General features: G+C 39.1%; 16 protein-coding genes, 2 tRNA genes and 3 rRNA genes. 6 read left to right on the top strand and 15 right to left on the bottom strand.

Going from position 1 to position 20737, the window contains the following annotated elements:
* Nucleotides 1-18 precede the first annotated feature (18 nt).
* The 4 genes from Y592_RS02875 to Y592_RS02860 form a co-directional block, all read right to left on the bottom strand.
* Nucleotides 19-288, bottom strand: a complete 270-nt coding sequence (locus Y592_RS02875; RefSeq protein WP_088368848.1) for a hypothetical protein — start codon at nt 286-288, stop codon at nt 19-21.
* Between the two features lie 12 nt (nt 289-300).
* Entirely contained in the window at nt 301-1458 is a 1158-nt protein-coding gene (locus Y592_RS02870; protein ID WP_075666233.1) for an FprA family A-type flavoprotein, read from the bottom strand.
* A gap of 44 nt (nt 1459-1502) precedes the next feature.
* Nucleotides 1503-1664: a rubredoxin gene (gene rd, locus Y592_RS02865; protein ID WP_075665548.1), complete on the bottom strand. Its 162-nt coding sequence runs from the start codon at nt 1662-1664 to the stop codon at nt 1503-1505.
* A 144-nt stretch (nt 1665-1808) separates the two neighbouring features.
* Nucleotides 1809-4172 carry an ATP-dependent Clp protease ATP-binding subunit gene (locus Y592_RS02860; RefSeq protein ID WP_075665547.1) on the bottom strand — a complete coding sequence of 788 codons (2364 nt, stop codon included), beginning with the start codon at nt 4170-4172 and terminating at the stop codon, nt 1809-1811.
* Between the two features lie 168 nt (nt 4173-4340).
* Here Y592_RS02860 and Y592_RS02855 point away from each other — a divergent pair, with 168 nt between their 5' ends.
* From Y592_RS02855 to rrf, 6 genes are all read left to right on the top strand, one after another.
* Entirely contained in the window at nt 4341-5726 is a 1386-nt protein-coding gene (locus tag Y592_RS02855; RefSeq protein ID WP_075665546.1) for a sensor domain-containing diguanylate cyclase, read from the top strand.
* Nucleotides 5727-5859: 133 nt separating this feature from the next.
* Nucleotides 5860-5935, top strand: a tRNA-Asn gene (locus Y592_RS02850).
* A gap of 242 nt (nt 5936-6177) precedes the next feature.
* Nucleotides 6178-6253 (top strand) — tRNA-Met (locus tag Y592_RS02845).
* 225 nt (nt 6254-6478) lie between these two features.
* Nucleotides 6479-8055: ribosomal RNA gene (locus tag Y592_RS02840) — 16S ribosomal RNA — on the top strand.
* 73 nt (nt 8056-8128) lie between these two features.
* Nucleotides 8129-11075 (top strand): 23S ribosomal RNA (locus tag Y592_RS02835).
* Between the two features lie 39 nt (nt 11076-11114).
* Nucleotides 11115-11231, top strand: a 5S ribosomal RNA gene (gene rrf / locus Y592_RS02830).
* The 16S, 23S and 5S rRNA genes sit together here with 2 tRNA genes alongside, the layout of an rRNA operon.
* 37 nt (nt 11232-11268) lie before the next feature.
* On the opposite strand, the gene Y592_RS02825 is transcribed toward rrf, so the two are convergent.
* The 11 genes from Y592_RS02825 to sdaAB all read right to left on the bottom strand — a co-directional run bounded on the left by Y592_RS02825 (nt 11269) and on the right by sdaAB (nt 20733).
* A complete protein-coding gene (locus tag Y592_RS02825; protein WP_075665545.1) occupies nt 11269-11766 on the bottom strand; it encodes a VanZ family protein in 498 nt (165 codons plus the stop codon).
* Nucleotide 11767: 1 nt separating this feature from the next.
* Nucleotides 11768-12685: a glycosyltransferase family 4 protein gene (locus Y592_RS02820; protein ID WP_075665544.1), complete on the bottom strand. Its 918-nt coding sequence runs from the start codon at nt 12683-12685 to the stop codon at nt 11768-11770.
* 4 nt (nt 12686-12689) lie between these two features.
* A complete protein-coding gene (locus Y592_RS02815) occupies nt 12690-13529 on the bottom strand; it encodes an SDH family Clp fold serine proteinase (protein ID WP_075665543.1) in 840 nt (279 codons plus the stop codon).
* 81 nt (nt 13530-13610) lie between these two features.
* Nucleotides 13611-14588, bottom strand: a complete 978-nt coding sequence (locus tag Y592_RS02810; RefSeq protein ID WP_075665542.1) for a thiamine pyrophosphate-dependent enzyme — start codon at nt 14586-14588, stop codon at nt 13611-13613.
* 13 nt (nt 14589-14601) lie between these two features.
* Nucleotides 14602-15780: a pyruvate synthase subunit PorA gene (gene porA / locus Y592_RS02805; RefSeq protein WP_077287186.1), complete on the bottom strand. Its 1179-nt coding sequence runs from the start codon at nt 15778-15780 to the stop codon at nt 14602-14604.
* A 13-nt stretch (nt 15781-15793) separates the two neighbouring features.
* Nucleotides 15794-16126, bottom strand: coding sequence for a 4Fe-4S binding protein (locus Y592_RS02800; RefSeq protein WP_075665541.1), 333 nt, complete (start codon nt 16124-16126; stop codon nt 15794-15796).
* Nucleotides 16119-16694: a 2-oxoacid:acceptor oxidoreductase family protein gene (locus tag Y592_RS02795; protein WP_075665540.1), complete on the bottom strand. Its 576-nt coding sequence runs from the start codon at nt 16692-16694 to the stop codon at nt 16119-16121. Before Y592_RS02795 ends, Y592_RS02800 begins: the two co-directional genes overlap by 8 nt.
* A 26-nt stretch (nt 16695-16720) precedes the next feature.
* Nucleotides 16721-18328, bottom strand: coding sequence for a glycoside hydrolase family 57 protein (locus Y592_RS02790; RefSeq protein ID WP_075665539.1), 1608 nt, complete (start codon nt 18326-18328; stop codon nt 16721-16723).
* A gap of 2 nt (nt 18329-18330) precedes the next feature.
* Nucleotides 18331-19101: a DUF4912 domain-containing protein gene (locus Y592_RS02785; protein WP_088368847.1), complete on the bottom strand. Its 771-nt coding sequence runs from the start codon at nt 19099-19101 to the stop codon at nt 18331-18333.
* A 124-nt stretch (nt 19102-19225) separates the two neighbouring features.
* The gene (sdaAA, locus tag Y592_RS02780) at nt 19226-20086 is read right to left on the bottom strand and encodes an L-serine ammonia-lyase, iron-sulfur-dependent, subunit alpha (RefSeq protein WP_075665537.1); all 861 of its coding nucleotides are present in this window, start codon (nt 20084-20086) and stop codon (nt 19226-19228) included.
* The gene (gene sdaAB / locus Y592_RS02775; RefSeq protein ID WP_075665536.1) at nt 20086-20733 is read right to left on the bottom strand and encodes an L-serine ammonia-lyase, iron-sulfur-dependent subunit beta; all 648 of its coding nucleotides are present in this window, start codon (nt 20731-20733) and stop codon (nt 20086-20088) included. Before sdaAB ends, sdaAA begins: the two co-directional genes overlap by 1 nt.
* Between the last annotated feature and the right edge of the window lie 4 nt (nt 20734-20737).

Genomic DNA, 20737 nt, shown 5'->3' with positions numbered 1-20737 from the left:
CCATTGGGAGCCTTTTTTTTAGTCAAATTTTAGTCTCATTAAATCTGATTTTACACCGGGTATTTGGTTTAACTTTTCCTTTAATTCATCGTGTTTTGATTCATCATCTACTAGTTCTAGAATGATTAGCCCAGAATTTGAACAGTATTGAGGTACTCCTTCGTGAAGTCCTAGTCTAGTTTTGATGTAACATCCATATTCTGTTAATAGTTCTTGCACTTTAGTTGCAGATTTTTCCCTGTTATCGATTAAAATGGCCATGACCGTTCTGACTGTTATATCCATAATGCCCCCCCTTTTTTAGTTAAGTTTAGAAATATTTTCGATTAATTCATCTAATTTTTCATATTCTTCTTTTGTTATAAGTCCCTTTACCACCACTTCACCTACTATTTCTGCCTTTACATTCTTTATCATTCCTTTTAATTCTTCTATAAACCTTCCTCCCCATCCATAGGAGCCCAATATCCCTATGTATTTTGTCTTTGGCCTTAAGGCATTCATTAAATATACCACTCCTGCTATCTTTGGGTGCATACCTCCCAATACCATTGGCGTCCCCACTACTACTGTCGATGCCTCTACCAAATCTATCGCTATCTCTCCTATGTCGCTTTTTACTACATTGTGTAATTTTACTCTTACTCCCTTTTCCATTAATCCTTCCATTACGTATTCCACCATCTTTCTTACACTTTCATGCATCGATACATACAATATTATTACTTCTTTTTTTGTCTCGTTACCCGCCCATTTTTTGTATTCTTTTATTATTTTTTCTGGTTTTGTATATACCGGCCCATGACTTGGCGCTATCTTTCCTATCTCTATCTTTTCTATCTTTTCTATGTTCTTTATAACGTGGTTTCTAAACGGCATCATTATTTCTGCGTAGTACCTCTTTGCCATCTCTATTAATACATCGTCTCCTTCTTGTTCTATGTCACTTGTTGCATAGTGTGAACCAAATAAATCACAACTAAACAATATCTTTTCTTCTTTTAAGTACGTTACCATCGTCTCTGGCCAATGTACCCACGGCGTTAAGTAAAATTTTAACGTCTTTCCCCCTAAATCTAGCTCTTCTCCATCTGTTACCTCTATTATATCTTCTTTACTTACATGTACGTGTGTGTGCAATAATTCTGCACATTTCTTGTTCGTTACTACCTTCGCACCATACTTCTCCACCACTTCTTTTATCAAACCTGAATGGTCTTGTTCCGCATGATTTGATATTACATAATCTATATTCTTTATATCCAATTTCTCTAAATTGTTGTAAAACTCTTCTTTCTTTGCAGGATCAACGGTATCTATTAAAGCTATCTTTTCCCCTTTTACTATATATGCATTGTACGTTGTCCCATTTGGAAGAGGAATTAATTCGTCAAATAATTCCCTATCCCAATCAATAGCTCCTACATAGTATACCCCATCACCTATCTTCTTAACCATCTTATTCCTCCCCTTCTCATTAAAAGTGGGACATAATGTCCCACTTATTCTTCTACTTCAAATTGGTCTTTGCCTACCCCACATACTGGACATACCCAATCTTCTGGCAATTTCTCAAATGGTGTCCCTGGCTCTACCCCATTGTCTGGATCCCCTACTTCTGGATCATATACATATCCACATACACTACATACGTATCTCTTCATGTTTTCCCCTCCTTTTATGAGAAAAAAATCACTATACAATTATATTATAGCATTTTTTAGAGTGAAAAAACAAAGTTCTATTGATTTTAGATTTGTTGTCTTTATATTTTAGTTTAGAATAAAAAATAAGGGGCGACTTGCCCCTTATTTTGTAAGTTCTTTTTCCTTTTCAACTGAGATTATTCCGTTGTTTACATCAACTAAAACTATATCTCCTTCTTTAATTTCTCCAGCTATAATTTTCTTTGAAAGTGGTGTTTCAATTTCTCGTTCTATTAATCTTCTTAGTGGTCTTGCTCCAAAGGCTGGATCATATCCTTTCTTTGCAAGGTATGCTTTTGCGTTATCTGTTAGTTTTATTTTTAGGTTTTTTTCTTTTAATCTCTTTTCAAGCCTTAAAATCAATTTTTCGACTATTTCTTTCATATGCTTTTCTGTAAGTGGTTTAAATATCACAACGTGGTCAATTCTGTTTATGAATTCTGGTCTAAAATAGTGCTTTAAATCTTCCCTTACAGATTCTTCTATCTTTTCAAACTCTATTCCCGCTTCAACCTTTCTCAATATCTTATCACTTGCAAGGTTACTGGTCATTATAATTATCGTGTTTCTAAAATCAACTGTGTTGCCTTTTCCATCTGTTAATCTACCATCATCAAAGACTTGTAGTAATACGTTAAATACTTCTGGATGTGCTTTTTCAACTTCATCTAAAAGAATTACGCTATATGGTTTTCTTCTTACTTGCTCTGTTAATTGTCCTCCTTGATCGTAACCTACGTATCCTGGAGGTGCACCAATGAGTCTTGCAACTGAGTGTTTTTCCATGTACTCACTCATGTCAATTCTAATGAGCGCATTTTCGGAACCAAATAAAAGTTCTGCAATGGTCTTTGCAAGTTCTGTTTTACCAACACCACTTGGACCTAAGAATAAGAAGGTACCAATTGGTCTATTGGGATCCTTTATGCCTGCTCTTGCTTTTCTGATAGCATCTGCAACAACTTTGACTGCTTCTTCTTGGTCTACCATTCTTTGATGTACAAGTTCTTCAAATCTTAATAACTTTTCTTTTTCCGATTCCATCATTTTAGTTGCGGGTATACCAGTCCATGATTCTACAACCTTTGCAACTGTGTCGGCGGTTACTTTGTCAGTTCCGTATTTCTTTTCGAGTTCTTCATATTGATTTTGAAGTTTATACATTTGTTGTTTCATTTCAGCTGCTTCTTTGTATTGGGAGTTTATAGTAAGTTCATCGATTTTTTCACTTAAAGATTTTATTTTTTCCTTTAGTTCTGAAATTTTTGGATCGGCGGACTTTAAACTTATCTTTGCTGCAGCTTCGTCAATCAAATCTATGGCTTTATCTGGCATAAATCTATCTTGTATGTATTTTGAGGATAACTTTGCTGCGGCTTCTATAGCTTCATCCGTTATTTTTACGTTGTGGTGTTTTTCGTATGTTTCTTTTAAACCTTTTAATATTTTTATAGTTTCTTCTACACTAGGTTCCTCAATTAATACAGGTTGAAATCTTCTGGCAAGGGCTTTGTCCTTTTCTATGTGTTTTCTGTATTCTTCTAAAGTTGTTGCACCAATTGCATGTAGTTCTCCTCTGGCTAGTGCAGGTTTTAACATGTTGGATGCATCCATAGCACCTTCTGCAGCACCTGCTCCAACTATTGTATGAAGTTCGTCGATAAAGAGAATTACATTGTTTTTCATTTTATTTATTTCTTCCATTACCTTTTTCAATCTTTCTTCAAATTCGCCACGATACTTACTACCCGCAAGCATTTTTCCAAGATCAAGCATTAATATCTTTTTATTTTTAAGTTTTTCAGGGACTTTTCCTTCAACAATTTTTTGTGCAAGACCTTCAACAATAGCAGTTTTACCGACACCTGGATCACCTATGAGCACGGGGTTGTTTTTTGTTTTTCTAGAGAGAATTTCAATAACTCTTTCAATTTCTTTTTCCCTACCGATAACAGGTGAAAGTTTACCCTCTCTTGCAAGTTTTGTTAAATCCACTGTGTATTTTGAAAGTACATTTCCTTCTTCATCTAATTCTCCATTTTCCACAAGTTCTTTCACCGATTTTAATACTTCTTCGTATGTGATCCCGTATTTGTTTAGTATAGCAGCAGCTTGAGTAGAGTTATCCTTGAGCAGTGCTAAAAGAAAATGAATAGGTGAAACTTTACTTGAACCGATCAATTTTGCCTCTTTTCTAGAGAGTTCAAAGATTCTGGAAAGTTCATTTGACATGTAAACTCCAGAACCAGAACCGTAGTATACACCATATTGACTTTCAATTAATTCTTCAATTCTATCCAGTATTTCATCTAAATTTATACGTGTTTTTATAAGTTTCTGCACTACATCATCTTGTAGAATTTCATAGAGCACATGCTCTGGTTTTAAAAGATTTTGCCTTTTTTGAGTTAGGTTTTCTGCTGCTTGTTGGACTAATTCTTGCATTTTATTGTCCAAGTATCTCAATTTAACCACCTCCAAAATTATTTTTCTTTTTATCACTCACATATATAGACTGATAACATTTGTTTTTGGTTCGGGATTTGTTGTTACGTTTTTGTAAATAATTTGTTTTTAATTGATTTTAAATATTTTGTGTTTTATATTAGAAATGTATGATTTGGAGGGGGTAATATGTATTTTGTTTTGGGTTTAGTTGTGATTTTAGGCCTTCTTTTGATTTTTTCTTTGATGTATATATTAAAGTTAAGAAATTTAGTTAATTTGGTATTTGATGGTAAATCTTCAAAAATGGGTGTTGCAGTTTGGCATGGGGGAAAACTTAAATATTTTTCATCTAGTCTATTAAACTATGCTAAGATGTATAATATGGATTTTTTTGATTTTAAAAATGTTACGGAAGATAAAATTAAAGTTTTTTCAAAGAAATATTCGCAATTAGAAGTATTTTTTGATATGGTTTTGAAGAATTACTATAAAGATAAATTAGAATTTGAGGTAGAAATTGAAATTGGTGGACAGATATTTCTTTTGAAGTTTTTCAGGATAAAGTCCAAAGGTTTGAGGTATTCAATACTTTTTTTGGTAAATATTTCAAGCAATGTATATTCGTATGCAAAAGATATTATCAAGCCTTTAAATAAAATTCCACAAAGTATTTTTTTGGATATTTTAAATAGGAAAACTCTTTCGGAAGTTTCAAAAAAGTTGTTTGATTTTTTAAAAGGACAGAAAATAATTGACTCTCTCGTTGTAGCGACTAGAAGAGGTGATGGAAGTACTTACATACATTATGCAAATATAGGTTTTGAAGAAAGGATGAATTTTGTTGTTCCGCCTAAAAAGAAGCCAATTGTTTCATATATAATGGATTTTGGTAAAAAGTTGTATGTGAGAAATTCAGAAAGATTAGTCCTTCCAAAAGGATATGAAAGAATAGTGTTTGGAAAACATAGAATTGTTTCCATTTATGGTGTGCCTTTAAAATTTGAAGAAGAGGTTTTTGGTGCGGTGTTGTTTGAAAAAGGTGGAAAAAATGCATTTACATCTAAAGAATTATACGTGTTTAATTTGTTGTCTGAAATTTTGACTATAAATTTTAAATTTAGAGAAGTTTTTGATAAACTTGTTAAAGAAAAGAAGGAGACACTTAGAAATTCTTTATTTGATCCATTAACAGGTGCTTACAACAGGAATTTCTTAAACAAGATGAATTTTAACGGTGATTGTTCTATAATATTTATAGATTTGGATGGTTTTAAAAAACTTAATGATACATATGGACATGATTATGGCGATAAAGTATTGAAAAAATTTGTAAAATTATGTAAGAAAAGTATAAGGAAAGAAGATAAAGTTGTAAGATACGGAGGAGACGAGTTTTTAATCTTTGTAAATGGAAAAAATGCAAAACAAGTTGTTGATAGGATAAAACGAAAATCAGATATTGATTTTTCATATGGAATTGTAAAGCACAACAAGCAAAAGAATTTTGGAGAAATTTTAAAAGAAGTAGATAAGAAAATGTATGAAATGAAAAAAAGTAAGAGACACGGTTGATGTTTTGTTGATAACTCTGAAAAATTATTGACAACGGTAAAAAATGTGATATATTTTTTTCTGGAAGTTATTATAAGATACTATGATTGACAAAAATCTAAAATATGGTATAATATATAAGCGATAGCGAAGTTCCGGCGTAGCTCAATAGGCAGAGCGGGTGGCTGTTAACCACTAGGTTGGGGGTTCGAGTCCCTCCGCCGGAGCCAGAAAAGGAGAACTTGGCGTTCTCCTTTTTTTATTTGTAGACGATAAAACATGTTTGTGCTGAGATAAATTCTCTGGAAGTTGTTTTTACGTTATTTATAAAGATTAAAATTTTAAATGAGCTATAAATCAAAGATATTTCATATTTTGTTTTGCAAAATAGGTGAAACTATTTTTTTTGTTAATTTGAAATGCCACAGAAAAGGTTGACACAAAAAACAAATTATGATAATATAACAGATGCGGCGGCGTAGCTCAGTGGCTAGAGCAACTGATTCATAATCAGTGAGTCATGGGTTCGAGTCCCATCGCCGCCACCAATATGCGGGAAATTTTCCCGCTTTTTTGTTGTTTTTTTTTTGTGTAAAAACCCCTGAATAAGTGGTATAGTTTACATTGTTGTTTCTTGTAGTATTCATATTGTTTACTAAATGTGAGTTTGAATGTCACAATTATACTGTAGAATAGTAATCGCTGTGTGAAAAAAGAAAGGTCATTGAAAAATAGATAGCAGCTCTGCGGATAAGAAGGACGAGCCCGAGATAGAGATGGAGGGTTTGATCCTGGCTCAGGGTGAACGCTGGCGGCGTGCCTTACACATGCAAGTCGAGCGAAGCTGCTAACTGGAGTCCTTCGGGGTGAAGGTTAGTAGACTGAGCGGCGGACGGGTGAGTAACGCGTAGGTGACCTACCCTTCAGAGGGGGATAACTGTGGGAAACTGCAGCTAATACCCCATACGTTCGCTAGGGAGAGGTACTAGCGAAGAAAGGGGCGTAAAGCTCTGCTGAGGGATGGGCCTGCGTTCCATCAGGTAGTTGGTGAGGTAAAGGCTCACCAAGCCTACGACGGATAGCCGGTCTGAGAGGATGGCCGGCCACAAGGGCACTGAGACACGGGTCCTACTCCTACGGGAGGCAGCAGTGGGGGATATTGGACAATGGGCGGAAGCCTGATCCAGCGACGCCGCGTGCGGGAAGGAGCCCTTCGGGGTGTAAACCGCTGTGGTGGGAGACGAATAAGGTAAGGAGTGGAAAGTCTTACCGATGACGGTATCCCACTAGGAAGCCCCGGCTAACTACGTGCCAGCAGCCGCGGTAATACGTAGGGGGCGAGCGTTACCCGGATTTACTGGGCGTAAAGGGGGCGTAGGCGGTCGTGGAAGTCCGGTGTGAAAAGCCACGGCTCAACTGTGGAACTGCGCTGGAAACCACGCGACTTGAGGGCGGTAGAGGGAGACGGAACTGCTGGTGTAGGGGTGAAATCCGTAGATATCAGCAGGAACGCCGGTGGGGAAGCCGGTCTCCTGGGCCGTACCTGACGCTGAGGCCCGAAAGCTAGGGGAGCGAACCGGATTAGATACCCGGGTAGTCCTAGCCGTAAACGATGCCCACTAGGTGTGGGGGAGTGATTCCTCCGTGCTGAAGCGAACGCGATAAGTGGGCCGCCTGGGGAGTATGCCCGCAAGGGTGAAACTCAAAGGAATTGACGGGACCCCGCACAAGCGGTGGAGCGTGTGGTTTAATTGGACGCTAAGCCAAGAACCTTACCAGGGCTTGACATGCTGGTGGTACTGACCCGAAAGGGGAGGGACTCTCGCCGAGAGGTGAGGGAGCCGGCACAGGTGGTGCACGGTCGTCGTCAGCTCGTGCCGTGAGGTGTTGGGTTAAGTCCCGCAACGAGCGCAACCCCTGCCCTTAGTTGCCAGCGGTTAGGCCGGGGACTCTAAGGGGACTGCCGGCGACGAGCCGGAGGAAGGAGGGGATGACGTCAGATACTCGTGCCCCTTATGCTCTGGGCGACACACGCGCTACAATGGGTGGGACAGCGGGATGCGAGCCAGTGATGGTGAGCGAAACCCTGAAACCCACTCGCAGTACGGATTGCAGGCTGAAACTCGCCTGCATGAAGTCGGAATCGCTAGTAATCGCGGATCAGCCACGCCGCGGTGAATACGTTCCCGGGGTTTGTACACACCGCCCGTCACGCCACCCGAGTTGGCAGCGCCCGAAGGTGGTTACTCCAACCTGAGAAGGAGGGGGGCTACTGAGGGCGAGGCTGGCGAGGGGGGCGAAGTCGTAACAAGGTAGGTGTACCGGAAGGTGCGCCTGGATCACCTCCTTTCTAAGGAGAGTAAGCGGAGCTGCTATCTATTTTTGAGTGGCATGGTCATTGAAAAATGCATAGGGGAAGTAGAGGTGAAGGTGATAAGGGCGCGCAGTGGATGCCTAGGCGGCAGGAGGCGAAGAAGGGCGTGGCAAGCTGCGAAAAGCCTGGGGGAGCTGCAAGCGAGCGTAGATCCCGGGATACCCGAATGGGGCAACCTGTGTAGCTGGTGAGGCTACACACCCGAGAGGGGGCGAACCGGGGGAAGTGAAACATCTCAGTACCCCGAGGAGGAGAAATCAAACGAGATTCCCTGAGTAGAGGCGATCGAAAGGGGAGGAGCCTAAACCGGCGAGGGATCGTCGGGGTAGTGGGACAAGTCCGGGCGTGAGCCGGGGAGTAAAAAATTCTTACTCTAGCCGAAAGGTCTGGGAAGGCCTACCGGAGAGGGTGAAAGTCCCGTAGGCGAAAGGGTAAGGACTCTCTGGGGCTTGATCCCGAGTACCACGGGGCACGAGGAATCCCGTGGGAATCAGGGGGGACCACCCTCCAAGGCTAAATACTCCCTGCCGACCGATAGAGGATCCAGTACCGTGAGGGAAAGGTGAAAAGCACCCCGGAAGGGGAGTGAAAGAGACCTGAAACTGCGTGCCTACAAGAAGTCGGAGCTCCGTATAGGGGTGACGGCGTGCCTTTTGATTAATGAGCCTGGGAGTTGTCGTACCTGGCGAGGTTAAGCCGGTAGAGGTGGAGCCGTAGCGAAAGCGAGTCTGAATAGGGCGAGGAGTCAGGTGCGGCAGGCCCGAAGCCGGGTGAGCTACCCATGGCCAGGGTGAAGGTAGGGTAAAACCTACTGGAGGCCCGGACCGGTGGATTGTGAGACATCCTCGGATGAGCTGTGGGTAGGAGTGAAAAGCTAACCGAACCTGGTGATAGCTGGTTCTCCCCGAAATGCATTTAGGTGCAGCCTCAAGAGGTCTGTGCAGGAGGTAGGGCGCTGATAGGGCTAGGGGGGTGACCTCCAACCCCTGTCAAACTACGAATGCCTGCACACAAATCTTGGGAGTGAGCCTGTGGGGGATAAGCTCCACAGACGAGAGGGGAACAACCCAGACCGACGGCTAAGGGCCCGGAGAGATGGCTAAGTGTGGAAGGAAGTTGTGCGTCCCAGACAACCGGGATGTTGGCTTAGAAGCAGCCATCATTAAAAGAGTGCGTAACAGCTCACCGGTCGAGACGCACAGCGCCGAAAATGTACCGGGGCTGAAGCCATCCCCCGAAGCCGCGGATCAGCGTATATGCTGGTGGTAGGGGAGCGTTCCGCGATAGGGAGAAGGTGGACTTGAGAGAGCCACTGGACGAGGCGGAAGAGAGAATCCAGGCATGAGTAAACGAGAGGAGAGTGAGAATCTCTCCCCCCGGAAGCCTAAGGGTACCTGGGGAAGGTTCGTCCGCCCAGGGTTAGTCGGGGCCTAAGGTGAACCCGAGAGGGGTAGCCGATGGGGAACCGGTTAATATTCCGGTACCACCTGCATACTGATAGGTAGCGGGGGGACGCAGGAGGGTAAGTTCCGAGGTCAAGTGGCAAGGCCTTCCAAGCGGTTAGGCGTAGAGGGCAGTAGGGAAATCCGCTGTCTGAGCTGAGCCGTGAAGGGGAGGACCGTATGGTCCGACGGGGCTGATCCCACACTGCCGAGAAAAGCCTCGCTAACTGGTATGCGGGTGCCCGTTCCGCAAACCGACACAGGTAGGCGGGCTGAGAAAGCTAAGGGGAGCGGGATAACCCTTGCCAAGGAACTCGGCAAATTGACCCCGTAACTTAGGGAGAAGGGGTGCCGCGGTAGGTTGAACCCAGGGGAAGGGGAGACCTGGAAACTGGGGGAGGCCGAGGCGGTTGCAGAGGCAAGGCCCTGGCGACTGTTTACCAAAAACACAGGTCTCTGCGAACTCGTAAGAGGAAGTATAGGGACTGACGCCTGCCCAGTGCCGGAAGGTTAAGGGGAGGGGTGAGAGCCCCGAACCGAAGCCCCGGTAAACGGCGGCCGTAACTATAACGGTCCTAAGGTAGCGAAATTCCTTGTCGGGTAAGTTCCGACCTGCATGAATGGCGTAACGACTGGGGCACTGTCTCGGCAGGGGGCCCGGTGAAATTTCAATCTGGGTGAAGATGCCCAGTACCCGCAGCTAGACGGAAAGACCCCGTGGAGCTTTACTGCAGCCTGGTATTGGGCTTTGGTGCACTGTGTACAGGATAGGTGGGAGGCGAAGAACCCGGCTCGCCAGGGTCGGGGGAGCCGCTGGTGGGATACCACCCTCGGTGTACTGGAGTTCTAACCTGCGTTTGTGAAGAGCAAGCGAGGGACAGTGCCAGGTGGGTAGTTTGACTGGGGCGGTCGCCTCCGAAAGGGTAACGGAGGCGCGCGAAGCTCGGCTCAGGTGGGTTGGAAATCCACCGTAGAGTGCAAGGGCATAAGCTGGGCTGACTGCGAGACCGACGGGTCGAGCAGAGGGGAAACCCGGTCCTAGTGACCCGGCGACTCCGAGTGGAAGGGTCGTCGATCAACGGACAAAAGTTACCCCGGGGATAACAGGCTAGTCTTGCCCGAGAGTTCACATCGACGGCAAGGATCGGCACCTCGATGTCGGCTCATCCCATCCTGGGGCTGAAGCAGGTCCCAAGGGTTAGGCTGTTCGCCTATTAAAGGGGTACGTGAGCTGGGTTCAGACCGTCGTGAGACAGGTCGGTCCCTATCTGCTGCGGGCGTAGGAGGTTTGAGGGGGCTCGCCCATTGTACGAGAGGACCTGGGTGAGGGAGCCACTGGTGTACCGGCTGTTCTGCCAAGGGCATACGCCGGGTAGCTACGCTCCTAAGTGATAACCGCTGAAAGCATCTAAGCGGGAAACACGCCCCAAGATGAGACCTCCCATCCTGTAAAAGGAGTAAGGCCGGTTCGAGAAGAGGACCTAGATAGGCTGGTGGTGGAAGCGCAGTAATGCGTGGAGCCAACCGGTACTAATCGGCCGAGGCCTTCACCTCTACGTGAACCCTATGCATTTTTGAGTGACCAAAGGTTTCCCGGGTGACGATACCAAGGCGGGAACCACCCGGTTCCATCCCGAACCCGGCCGTTAAGCCGCCTTGGGCCGATGGTAGTAAGGGGTACGCCCCTTGCGAGAGTAGGTATCGCCCGGGTTTATTTTTTTTTTCGCAGGCTTTCGCCTGCTTTTTTTTATTGTATTTTATTTTTAATTAATTTAATTATTAGCACTATTGTCAATGATAATACTACTCCAGTTATTGTTCCTGATAAATCTATTAACACATCATTTAGCGATGATCCTCTTTTGTAATATTGTTGAGTATATTCGTCTAGTGTTGCAACAAGATTTGGAAATGTAATTCCTATTATGCTTGATATTAATATTCCTTTGTTATAAAACGTAAAAAATGTAATTATTCCCAATATAAAATACAAGCTAAAATGTGCGGTTTTTCTTACCAGCATTTCTGCAGGAACGTATTGTGTTTTAAACCAAAGTTTTTTTAAAAATATTTCTATATTCCTAAAAACTTTGGTATTGGAAAAGTCCATAATACTATCAATTTTTTTTAGGATTTTTGTTACGAAACTTGATTGAGTTGAAGATTCAACAGGTGAGCGTGATGAAAAATAAAATATAACAAAGATCCAAATAAATAACGTGATTAGTATAGTTCTTTTTTTCATTTTATCCCTCATATGTTAAAAGTTTTAATCTTAAAATTAATGCTATTGTGAGAATAATTGTCAAAATTAGAGAAATTATCTTTGAATATAGATAATATATTCCTAATGAGCAAAATATTATACTTATTAATGCCATTAATAATATAGTTTTTCTTTTATCTTGAGTTACTTTAAATATTTTATCGTATATGTGTCCTCTGTCGCCTGAAAAAGGAGATTTTCCGTTTAAAATCCTCCTAAATATACTTGAAAAAGTGTCAACAAAAAATGGAGCAAGTATTATTAATGAAGCGATTGTATGTGTAATGCTTTTGGAAAAAGAAGAAATTATTGAGATTCCTAAAATTCCACCTATTGTATAACTTCCAAGGTCTCCCATGAATATCTTTGCAGGTGGAAAATTATAAAAAAGAAAGGCAGATAATGTCCCAAGTAATGCAAAAAGGTAGTATTTATCGTTTGGATAGGCAACGGTCCAAATTAATCCTAAAGTGGAGATTGCGGAAGTTGTCGCACATATACCATCCATTCCATCCATCATATTGATGGAATTTACTAAAAATGCGTAAAAAATAGTGGCAACTACGATTTCAATTGGATTTGTCAAAAATCTTAAAGAGACAAGTAGTCCAACAAAAATTTCAAATGACATTCTAAAAAAAGGGTTTAATGATTTTAAATCATCGTATAAACCTAAAATGCTAAGGGAAATAACGTATAGTTTTCTAAACAGACTAAATGGAGTTGTTAAGATGAAAGAAAGAACAAAGGCCATTCCACCGAGATATGGAGTTGCTTTTTCATGATTTTTTAAATTATTGTCTGGAATATCGACTATTCCATATTTAAAGGCTATTTTTCTAATAAATGGAATGGAAATTAACGTTAAAATGAATGATGAGATTAAAGTAATTACCAAAATTTCACCTCTGTTTTTTACTTAATTCTTTGTAATCAATAGGAACGTAATTTACAGATGGTCTTCTTTTTCCTGATTGTTTGTATAAATCCATTAACATGTATATTTCTTTTGGCATGTTAGTGGATATTTTTAAGCCCAATTCTTTTGCCTTTTCAACTGTTATTGGGTAATCATGAGTCCAATAACCACTTACTAGTTTATCAGCAAGTTCTTCTGCGTTTGGATATTTTTCCTTTAATAAATTAATTGCGTATTCTTTCATTTGATTTAACGCTTTTTCAGCAACATCTGCTAAAATTAAGGTTTGATCGTCAATTTTATTGATATCTTTATTCTTTACAACTGATAAAATAGATGCTGCAGGATATTGGCCAAGTTGTGGATCAATAGGACCTAAAACGGCATTTTCATCCATAATTATTTCATCAGCAGAAAGAGCAATTAGTGTACCACCTGACATGGCATAGTGTGGTACGAATGCAGTAACTTTTGCTTGATGTTTTTTTAAGGCATTTGCTATTTGTTCTGCTGCTAAAACTAATCCGCCTGGAGTATGGATGATAATATCTATTGGCATATCTTTTGGTGTCATTTTGATAGCCCTTAAAATTTCTTCGGAATCTTCTATGTCTATATATCTTCTAAGTGGTAATCCAAAAAAATTTACCGCCTCTTCCCTGTGAATAAGTGTAATTACTCTACTTTTTCTTTTTTTCTCTATTAATCTAATTATCCCTTCTCTTGAGTTATTTAATGAAAGTGATTTAAATACTGGTGAGAGAGTGCTGAGAATTAAAATCATCCAAAAAATCTGGAAAATAATGTTGAATAAATCATTCATATCATCACTCCTTTATTGGATTATATCATAAAAAATCCAAGTAACCTGTTTGAGGTTACTTGGATTGTTAAAAGATAATTATTATCTAATTGGTTTATCCTTAGTTGCTTCTTCAAGTGATAATAACCTTTCCCATCTTCTTGTAATGTATTCTTGTAATTCATTTATAATTTCATCTGCATCTGGTCTCTTAAGTAAGTTTCTAAATCTTCCCTGTTTTTCCAAAAATTCCCTTACGGGTTTTAATTCTTTAACCTTTTTGGTGATTTTGTATACTCCTCTTTCAACTTCATATAGTGGCCAGTAACCAGTTTCTACCGCAAGTTTGGATATTTCAACAGCTTTATCGTCATTTACCCTCCAAAATCTTACACATGGTGACATTGCAGCAATAAATGATGGACCATCAAACTCAAGTGCTTTTTCAATTTTTTTGAAGAAGTCCATAGGTTCAGATGTGGAAACTGTAGCTACGTATACATTTTCATGACTAGCCATGATTTCAACGAGATTTTTCTTTAGTTGAATTTTACCAGGTAATTTTTTACCTACGGGTTGAGTGGTAGTTTGTGAACCTGGAGGTGTTGCCCCTGATCTTTGATTACCTGTGTTCATATATCCTTCGTTATCATATACTATATAGATAAATTTGTGTCCTCTTTCCACTGCACCAGAGAGAGATTGGAGTCCTATATCGTATGTTCCGCCGTCTCCACCAAAAGCGAAAAATGCATATTTTTTATTTGGATCAACTAGTCTTCCCCTTTTTAGCAAAGCCCTATATGCTGTTTCGACACCACTTACAGTTGCTGCAGCGTTTTCAAATGCATTGTGTATATATGGTATATTCCATGCAGTATAAGGATAAATTGTTGTGGAAACTTCCATACATCCAGTTGCAAATCCAACTACTGGGGTATATCCCAATGCTTCTGCTGTCATTAAAGCAAATTTTGCAACATTTGGAGCAGCACAACCTGGACAGAGCCTATGACCTTGGGTAATACCTGGATTTTTATCTGCAAATTTTACAGCAAGTTGCATTATATTTAAAGCCATTCATTACACCTCCTCATTCTCTGAGTCCTAGATATCTTTCTTCGTCTGCAATTAAATTCCCAGCAAATGCATCTTCAAATGCCTTTCTAATGTGTTCTATCTTAATATCTCTACCACCAAGTCCGTAAACATAACTTCCCAATTGAGGTTTAACGGCTAATTCGTAAAGAGAGCTTTTAACTGCTTCGTATAAAGGTGCTTCTGCACCAAAAGAAGCGGATCTATCAAGTACAATTACTGCTTTTCTTCCGTTTAACAATCCTTGGAGTTCTGTTTTTGGGAAAGGTCTAAATATTTGGGGTTTAATTACTCCTACTTTATGACCTTCTTCTCTTAATAAATCTACAGTATATTTAATTGTTCCTGCAGTAGAACCAAGTGCTATCATGACGTATTCTGCATCTTCTACTTTATATGCATCCAAAATATTGTATTTTCTTCCAGAAATTTTTGCAAATTCTTCAGCAACTTTATTAAACACCTTGTATACGTGTTTCATTGCTTCGATTTGTTGTCTTTTGTGTTCAAAGTAGTAGTCGTACAAATCTAATGGACCATGTGTTACAGGATTATCTACATCAAGCAATGGATATTTTACTTTTGGTTCTCCAACAAATTTTTTAACTACTTCGTCATCTAGAAAATCAACAACTTCAACGCCGTGAGAAATAATAAAACCATCGAAATTGACCATTACCGGTAATCTTATATCTTCATGTTCTGCAAGTCTTATTGCCATTATTGTAAAATCATATGCTTCTTGAGCATTTTCTGCCCAAAGTTGAATCCAACCAGAATCTCTTTCTGCCATAGCATCACTGTGATCACAGTGGATATTAATTGGTCCAGAAAGTGCCCTATTTGCAACTGGCATTACTATTGGTAATCTAGATGAAGCAGCTATATATACAATTTCGTGCATTAGTGCAAGACCGTTTGCTGCTGTTGCTGTCATAGCCCTTGCACCTGCTGCAGCTGCACCTACAACAGCACTCATTGCACTGTGTTCACTTTCAACGGGGATCATTTCGGTATCTGCAAGCCCATCGGCTACGTATTGTGCAAAATATTCAACTACTGGAGTTTGTGGAGTAATAGGATACGCTGCAACCACATCTGGATTTATTTGACGCATTGCATTTGCAACTGCTTGTGCTCCAGTCACAGCTTGTCTATTTTTTACTTCTGGCACATCAAACACCTCCTCAATCTTGAAATTCCGTTTCAGGTTTCATGACAATAGCTCTTTTTTCTTCGGGTAATTTATCATTTGTCTTTGGACAAACATTAGCGCAAAGACCGCACCCTTTACAGTAGTAATAATTGTAACCTTTCATTTTTGGCTTTCCGTCAACAACCTCAATTACTATTGCTTGATCAGGACAATAAAGCCAACACATCATACAGTGTATACAATTTTCGGGTTGATGGACAGGTCTAATAACTCTCCAGGTACCTGTTTGATATTCTTTAGCTGTTGCCGGTTTATCTATTACACCACCAATTGGTATCTCTTTCCAACCTTTGAGTTCAGCCATTGCATTTCACCTCCTCAAATCCACGGCGTAATGCCCTAACGTTTGCTTCAACCAATTCTTCTGAGAATTTTTTGGAGAAGGTTTTTCTAATTCTTTTTTCCGCACTTTCAATAGTTATAACCCCGGTAACTTTTGCAATTGCACCGAGCATAACAGTATTTGGTATACCTCTTTTCAATTCTTCAAGTGCTATATCTGTTGCGGCAATTGTGCATACTTTTCCTTTTGTGTCTAATTTTTCTCTTACGTATTCTATGGTTTTTACTGTATTTACAATAAAGACCGTGTTTTCATCCGTCCCATCTACTAGCATAGGTTGTCCAAGCATAGTATCGTCAATGATTATAACAACATCTGGGTTGTCAACTGAGCTGTGGACCGTGATAGGATCATCTGAAACACGATTGAAAGCTTTCATTGGCGCACCAGTTCTTTCAGCACCGTATTCTGGGAATGACTGAACGTATTTTCCCATTTCAAGAGCAGCTTCAGCAAGCATTTGCGAAGCACTCTTTGCACCTTGACCGGCTCTTGCGTGCCATCTTATTTCAAAATACTTTGCGGGCACTTTTATCCCTCCTCACAAAAAGATTTTTAAACCTTTAAATACATAGTGTAATCAATGTCCGGAAAAATATCATCAAGCCAACTGTAATGTGAAAGTCTTCTCATATCTATTTTACCACTAATAACCATGTTATACAAATCTAGAAAACGTTTCAAATGTGTTTTTGTTCTGTTAACAGCGTATTCTACACTTGTTCGTGTAGTCATAATAAAGGCCCAATCACTTGATTGTGCAAGCATTAATTCTCTTGCCATTTGATTTAAAGCTAGGTTTATCTTTCTTGAATTTTTTTCCGGGTTTGGATAAAGATTTGCGGCTTCTGTCATTTTTTCAATTGCTTCGTGTAAATGGGGATAAATCCAATCATTTGTTCCATTTAACCATACTTCGTTATATCCATTAGCACCCCAAGTTGATGTAGCTGGTGTAACAATCTGTATCTTTTCTATCATATCTACAACATCTTTTGCTTTTAGTGTCCTAATGGTTTTACTTTTAGATGAGTATCTCATAAATTCTTCAAGAAAGATGGGACCCTCAAACCACCAGTGCCCAAATAGTTCCGCATCAAATGGTGCGACTATTATAGGTTCTAAACCATTAAACAAATTTAAAAGTTTGGAAGATTGATACTCTTTTTTTCTTAGAAAATCAAGTGCGTGTCCTTTTGCCGCATCTTTTGCTTCATCAATATCGTAAAAGTCTTTTTGGTTTAATTGAATATCTTTGCTTGTTATTTTGTGATATTTGATTCCAGTATTTGTTCTTACACCACTTGGATCAATGTATGATTTTATATATTCAAACTCTCTATCAAAACCTATATCTCTGTAAAATTCCCTATATCTTCCATCTCCTGGATAACCTATTTCTGCACTCCAAACTTGTTCACTGCTTTCTGGATCTCTTGCAAATACAAATACGTTATTTGGAGTAATTACTGGTCTATACACTCCATATTTTGGTCTTTCATCGGCATACCAAAAACCATGAGAATCGACAAAGAAATATTCTATGCCGTATTCTGCAAGGTATTTATCAAGTCCTGAAAAGTACGCAGATTCGGCAAGCCAAATTCCCCTGGGACGTTTTCCAAGATGTCTCTCATATGTTTTTATAGATTGTTCCAATTGGGCCCTTATAGCTTGTGGATATTGTTCCATAAATGGTAAAAAACCATGGGTAGCATTACAGGTAATAATATCTAATCTATCTTTTTCTAAAAATTCTTTAAAACCGTTTAAAATGTTACCATTATATACGTCTTTAAATATGTAAAGAATTTCCTTAAAATCATTTAAGTAAAATTTTGCCATCTTGTGTTTTTTTGGGTGTTCGTCTTTTGTTCTTTCCACTTCTTTTTCTGCAAGTTCTATTAATTTGTTCATTCTCTTTATGTACTTTTCTTGTAAATCTTTATTGGCAAGCATTTCCATTAAAGGTGGGGTTATGGACATTGTAATATTAAATTTTATATTATCCTTTTCTAACCTTCTAAACATTCTTAAAAGCGGAATATATGTTTCGGTTATTGCTTCAAAGAGCCAATTTTCTTCAAGAAAAAAATCATGATCTGGGTGATGAATAAATGGAAGGTGTGCGTGTAATACTAATACAATATTTCCTTTAGGCATAATTACATCCCCCTTCCGCTTCTTAATCTACTAAATAATTCCCAACCCAATTCATTTTTACTTTCACTTTTAAAAAGAGAACCAGGGATTGTTTCCACTTCTTTTACCAATATACCTTCGGAAGGAGTAACAATTTTTCTTTTCTTTCTTATGTCTAGCCACCTTTCTCTTGTACTATTACTTGGTGAATTTGGTGGAGTTTTACAAACGTTGGAACGTATTAATGGGTAAAAACTACCATCTGGTGTAATATAACCTATCTCTGAAAGATAATCTGCATTAGGCATGGGAACGTTTATATAGTAATTTTTCATATCTATATTAAGTCTAATTTCAAAGGTTCTGTGTGCATTTTTTCCGTTAAATTCTATAAATGTCACATCGTATACTCTGAGAACTAATTTGTATTCTTTAGGAAGTTTCTTAATATTTTCAAGTGTTTCGTAGTTAAAATCCCAATATGCATGGATCCAGTTTGGGTTTACAGGCATTAACACAAGTCTGTTTTTATTGTATGACTTTGGAAGGTCTATTTCTGGTTCTTGTGTTTCTTTTTTTTCTTGGAGTGTTGCAGAGGTTGCTGAGGAAGGTCTTTCAAATGTTTTAATCTTTTCATTTTGGATTATATAGTTTTCAATAAGTTTTGTAACTTCCTTTTTTTTCATCATTCTTTTTACCTTTAACCCCAATTTTTTAGCTGTTGCTTTTAATTCTTGAATAGTTCTTTCTTCTCTTAACCAATTTTTTAATTTTTCTAAATTAGTATCATTCATACTACCCCCCCTTTTTTTCTTAATATTTGTTGAATTTTTATCATATGAAATTTTAACATATAAAATATATGTTGTAAATTGTTGTAAGATTGTGGAAAAATATAATATTTATAAATAAATACTGTTAATGAAATTTTTTGAAGATATTTTCCAATAAATTGGCTGCTGTTTTTGTTGCAGCGATTCCTCCTTCGCCTGTTTCACGGAGTGTTTCTGGAAGGCTTTTTCCAACTTTGTACATTGCTTCAACAACTTCATCGAAAGGTATAACGCTTTTGATACCGCTTAGTGCTAATTCTGCGCTTGAAATTGCAAGGTTTACTATATTTCCATTTCTTTTTACACAAGGGACTTCAACGAAACCTCCTACTGGGTCGCAGACTAATCCCATTAATGATTTAAGTGCTAATGCAGCTGCGTTGCCGCTTATTTTTTCATCTTCGGAGAAAAAGTAGGAAAGACCACCTGCAGCCATTGCGGCTGCACTTCCAATTTCCGCTTGGCAACCGCCTGCTGCTCCAGAGAGTGTAGCTTTTCTAGCTATTACGTTTCCTATTCCACCTGCTACAATAAATGCGTTAAGTAATTTTTCAAAGTCTGGTTTAAAAGTTAAGTGTAGAGCATAGAATACTCCTGGGATAATTCCAGAAGCCCCAGCAGTGGGGCATGCTGCAATTCTTCCCATAGAGGCATTGCTCTCAGATATAGAAAGTGCTGTTACTGTGGCAATATAGTTAAATTTTCCCATTAACTTTGGTGAATAATTTTTGAATTTATATGCATTGTCTCCTGTTAATCCCGTTAAAGTTTTTTGTTTTTTTCCAAATTGTTCTTTTGATTCCTCTAAAATTACCTTTAAAATTTTTCCTATTTTTTCTTTTGTTTCTTGTGGATCAGTGCCATATTCCAACATTTCGATAGTTAAAATTACATCTGGAAGTGGCATAGTTTTTGACATTTCAAGTATTTCATTCCAAGTACTCATTAATCGTCCCTCCTAACAAAGTAGCATTCGTATACCCATGAAAGTGCTTTTATTTCGTTTATATTGTTAATAGGTTCATCCAGTTCAATAATCGTCAAAGCCCTTTCAAGAAGTGCGTTAATTCTCCTAAGATAAAGATTTGCAACGTTAACTTTAATTGTATCCAAAATTTTTTCCAGGGCTTTAGGCACATCTTTATTTACAATAATTAATGTATCAAAATCCCAAGAAAGGTTACATGGAACAGAATCTATACTTGTAATTTTTATGTCTCCACCACCTATTGAAGAACCTTCAATTTCATGTAATATATTGTCTTTTAGACATTTTATTTTAACGGTATTTGGATGGACATCTCCAAGGTCTTCGATTGCAAAAGAATATTTTAATTTTTTTTCATTTGCAATTTCAAATGCATGTTTTATTCGTGGATCATCTTGTTTAAATCCCATAATACCGGCAAGTAAAGCTCTGTCGGTGCCATGGCCTTTGTGAGTTTTTGAAAATGAACCGTGTAGTATAAATGTGACTTCTTCTGGGATTCCGTTTAACAATTTGTAAGTAAATCTTGCAATTTTTAGTGCTCCTAATGTATGGGAACTTGATGGGCCAACCATAACGGGGCCTAGAACTTTTAGAATGCTCATTATT

Source organism: Thermosipho sp. 1070 (assembly GCF_001682135.1).
GTDB lineage: Bacteria > Thermotogota > Thermotogae > Thermotogales > Fervidobacteriaceae > Thermosipho > Thermosipho affectus.
The sequence above is the reverse complement of the archived record's forward strand: the minus strand, read 5'-3'. Positions and strand labels throughout refer to the sequence as shown.

Excerpts from the sequence above, each read along its gene's own strand:
- Y592_RS02870 (WP_075666233.1), bottom strand. The coding sequence starts at position 1,458 with ATGGTTAAGAAGATAGGTGATGGGGTATACTATGTAGGAGCTATTGAT.
- rd (WP_075665548.1), bottom strand. The coding sequence starts at position 1,664 with ATGAAGAGATACGTATGTAGTGTATGTGGATATGTATATGATCCAGAA.
- Y592_RS02855 (WP_075665546.1), top strand. The coding sequence starts at position 4,341 with ATGTATTTTGTTTTGGGTTTAGTTGTGATTTTAGGCCTTCTTTTGATT.
- Y592_RS02825 (WP_075665545.1), bottom strand. The coding sequence starts at position 11,766 with ATGAAAAAAAGAACTATACTAATCACGTTATTTATTTGGATCTTTGTT.
- Y592_RS02815 (WP_075665543.1), bottom strand. The coding sequence starts at position 13,529 with ATGAATGATTTATTCAACATTATTTTCCAGATTTTTTGGATGATTTTA.
- Y592_RS02810 (WP_075665542.1), bottom strand. The coding sequence starts at position 14,588 with ATGGCTTTAAATATAATGCAACTTGCTGTAAAATTTGCAGATAAAAAT.
- Y592_RS02800 (WP_075665541.1), bottom strand. The coding sequence starts at position 16,126 with ATGGCTGAACTCAAAGGTTGGAAAGAGATACCAATTGGTGGTGTAATA.
- Y592_RS02790 (WP_075665539.1), bottom strand. The coding sequence starts at position 18,328 with ATGCCTAAAGGAAATATTGTATTAGTATTACACGCACACCTTCCATTT.
- Y592_RS02785 (WP_088368847.1), bottom strand. The coding sequence starts at position 19,101 with ATGAATGATACTAATTTAGAAAAATTAAAAAATTGGTTAAGAGAAGAA.
- sdaAA (WP_075665537.1), bottom strand. The coding sequence starts at position 20,086 with ATGAGTACTTGGAATGAAATACTTGAAATGTCAAAAACTATGCCACTT.
- sdaAB (WP_075665536.1), bottom strand. The coding sequence starts at position 20,733 with ATGAGCATTCTAAAAGTTCTAGGCCCCGTTATGGTTGGCCCATCAAGT.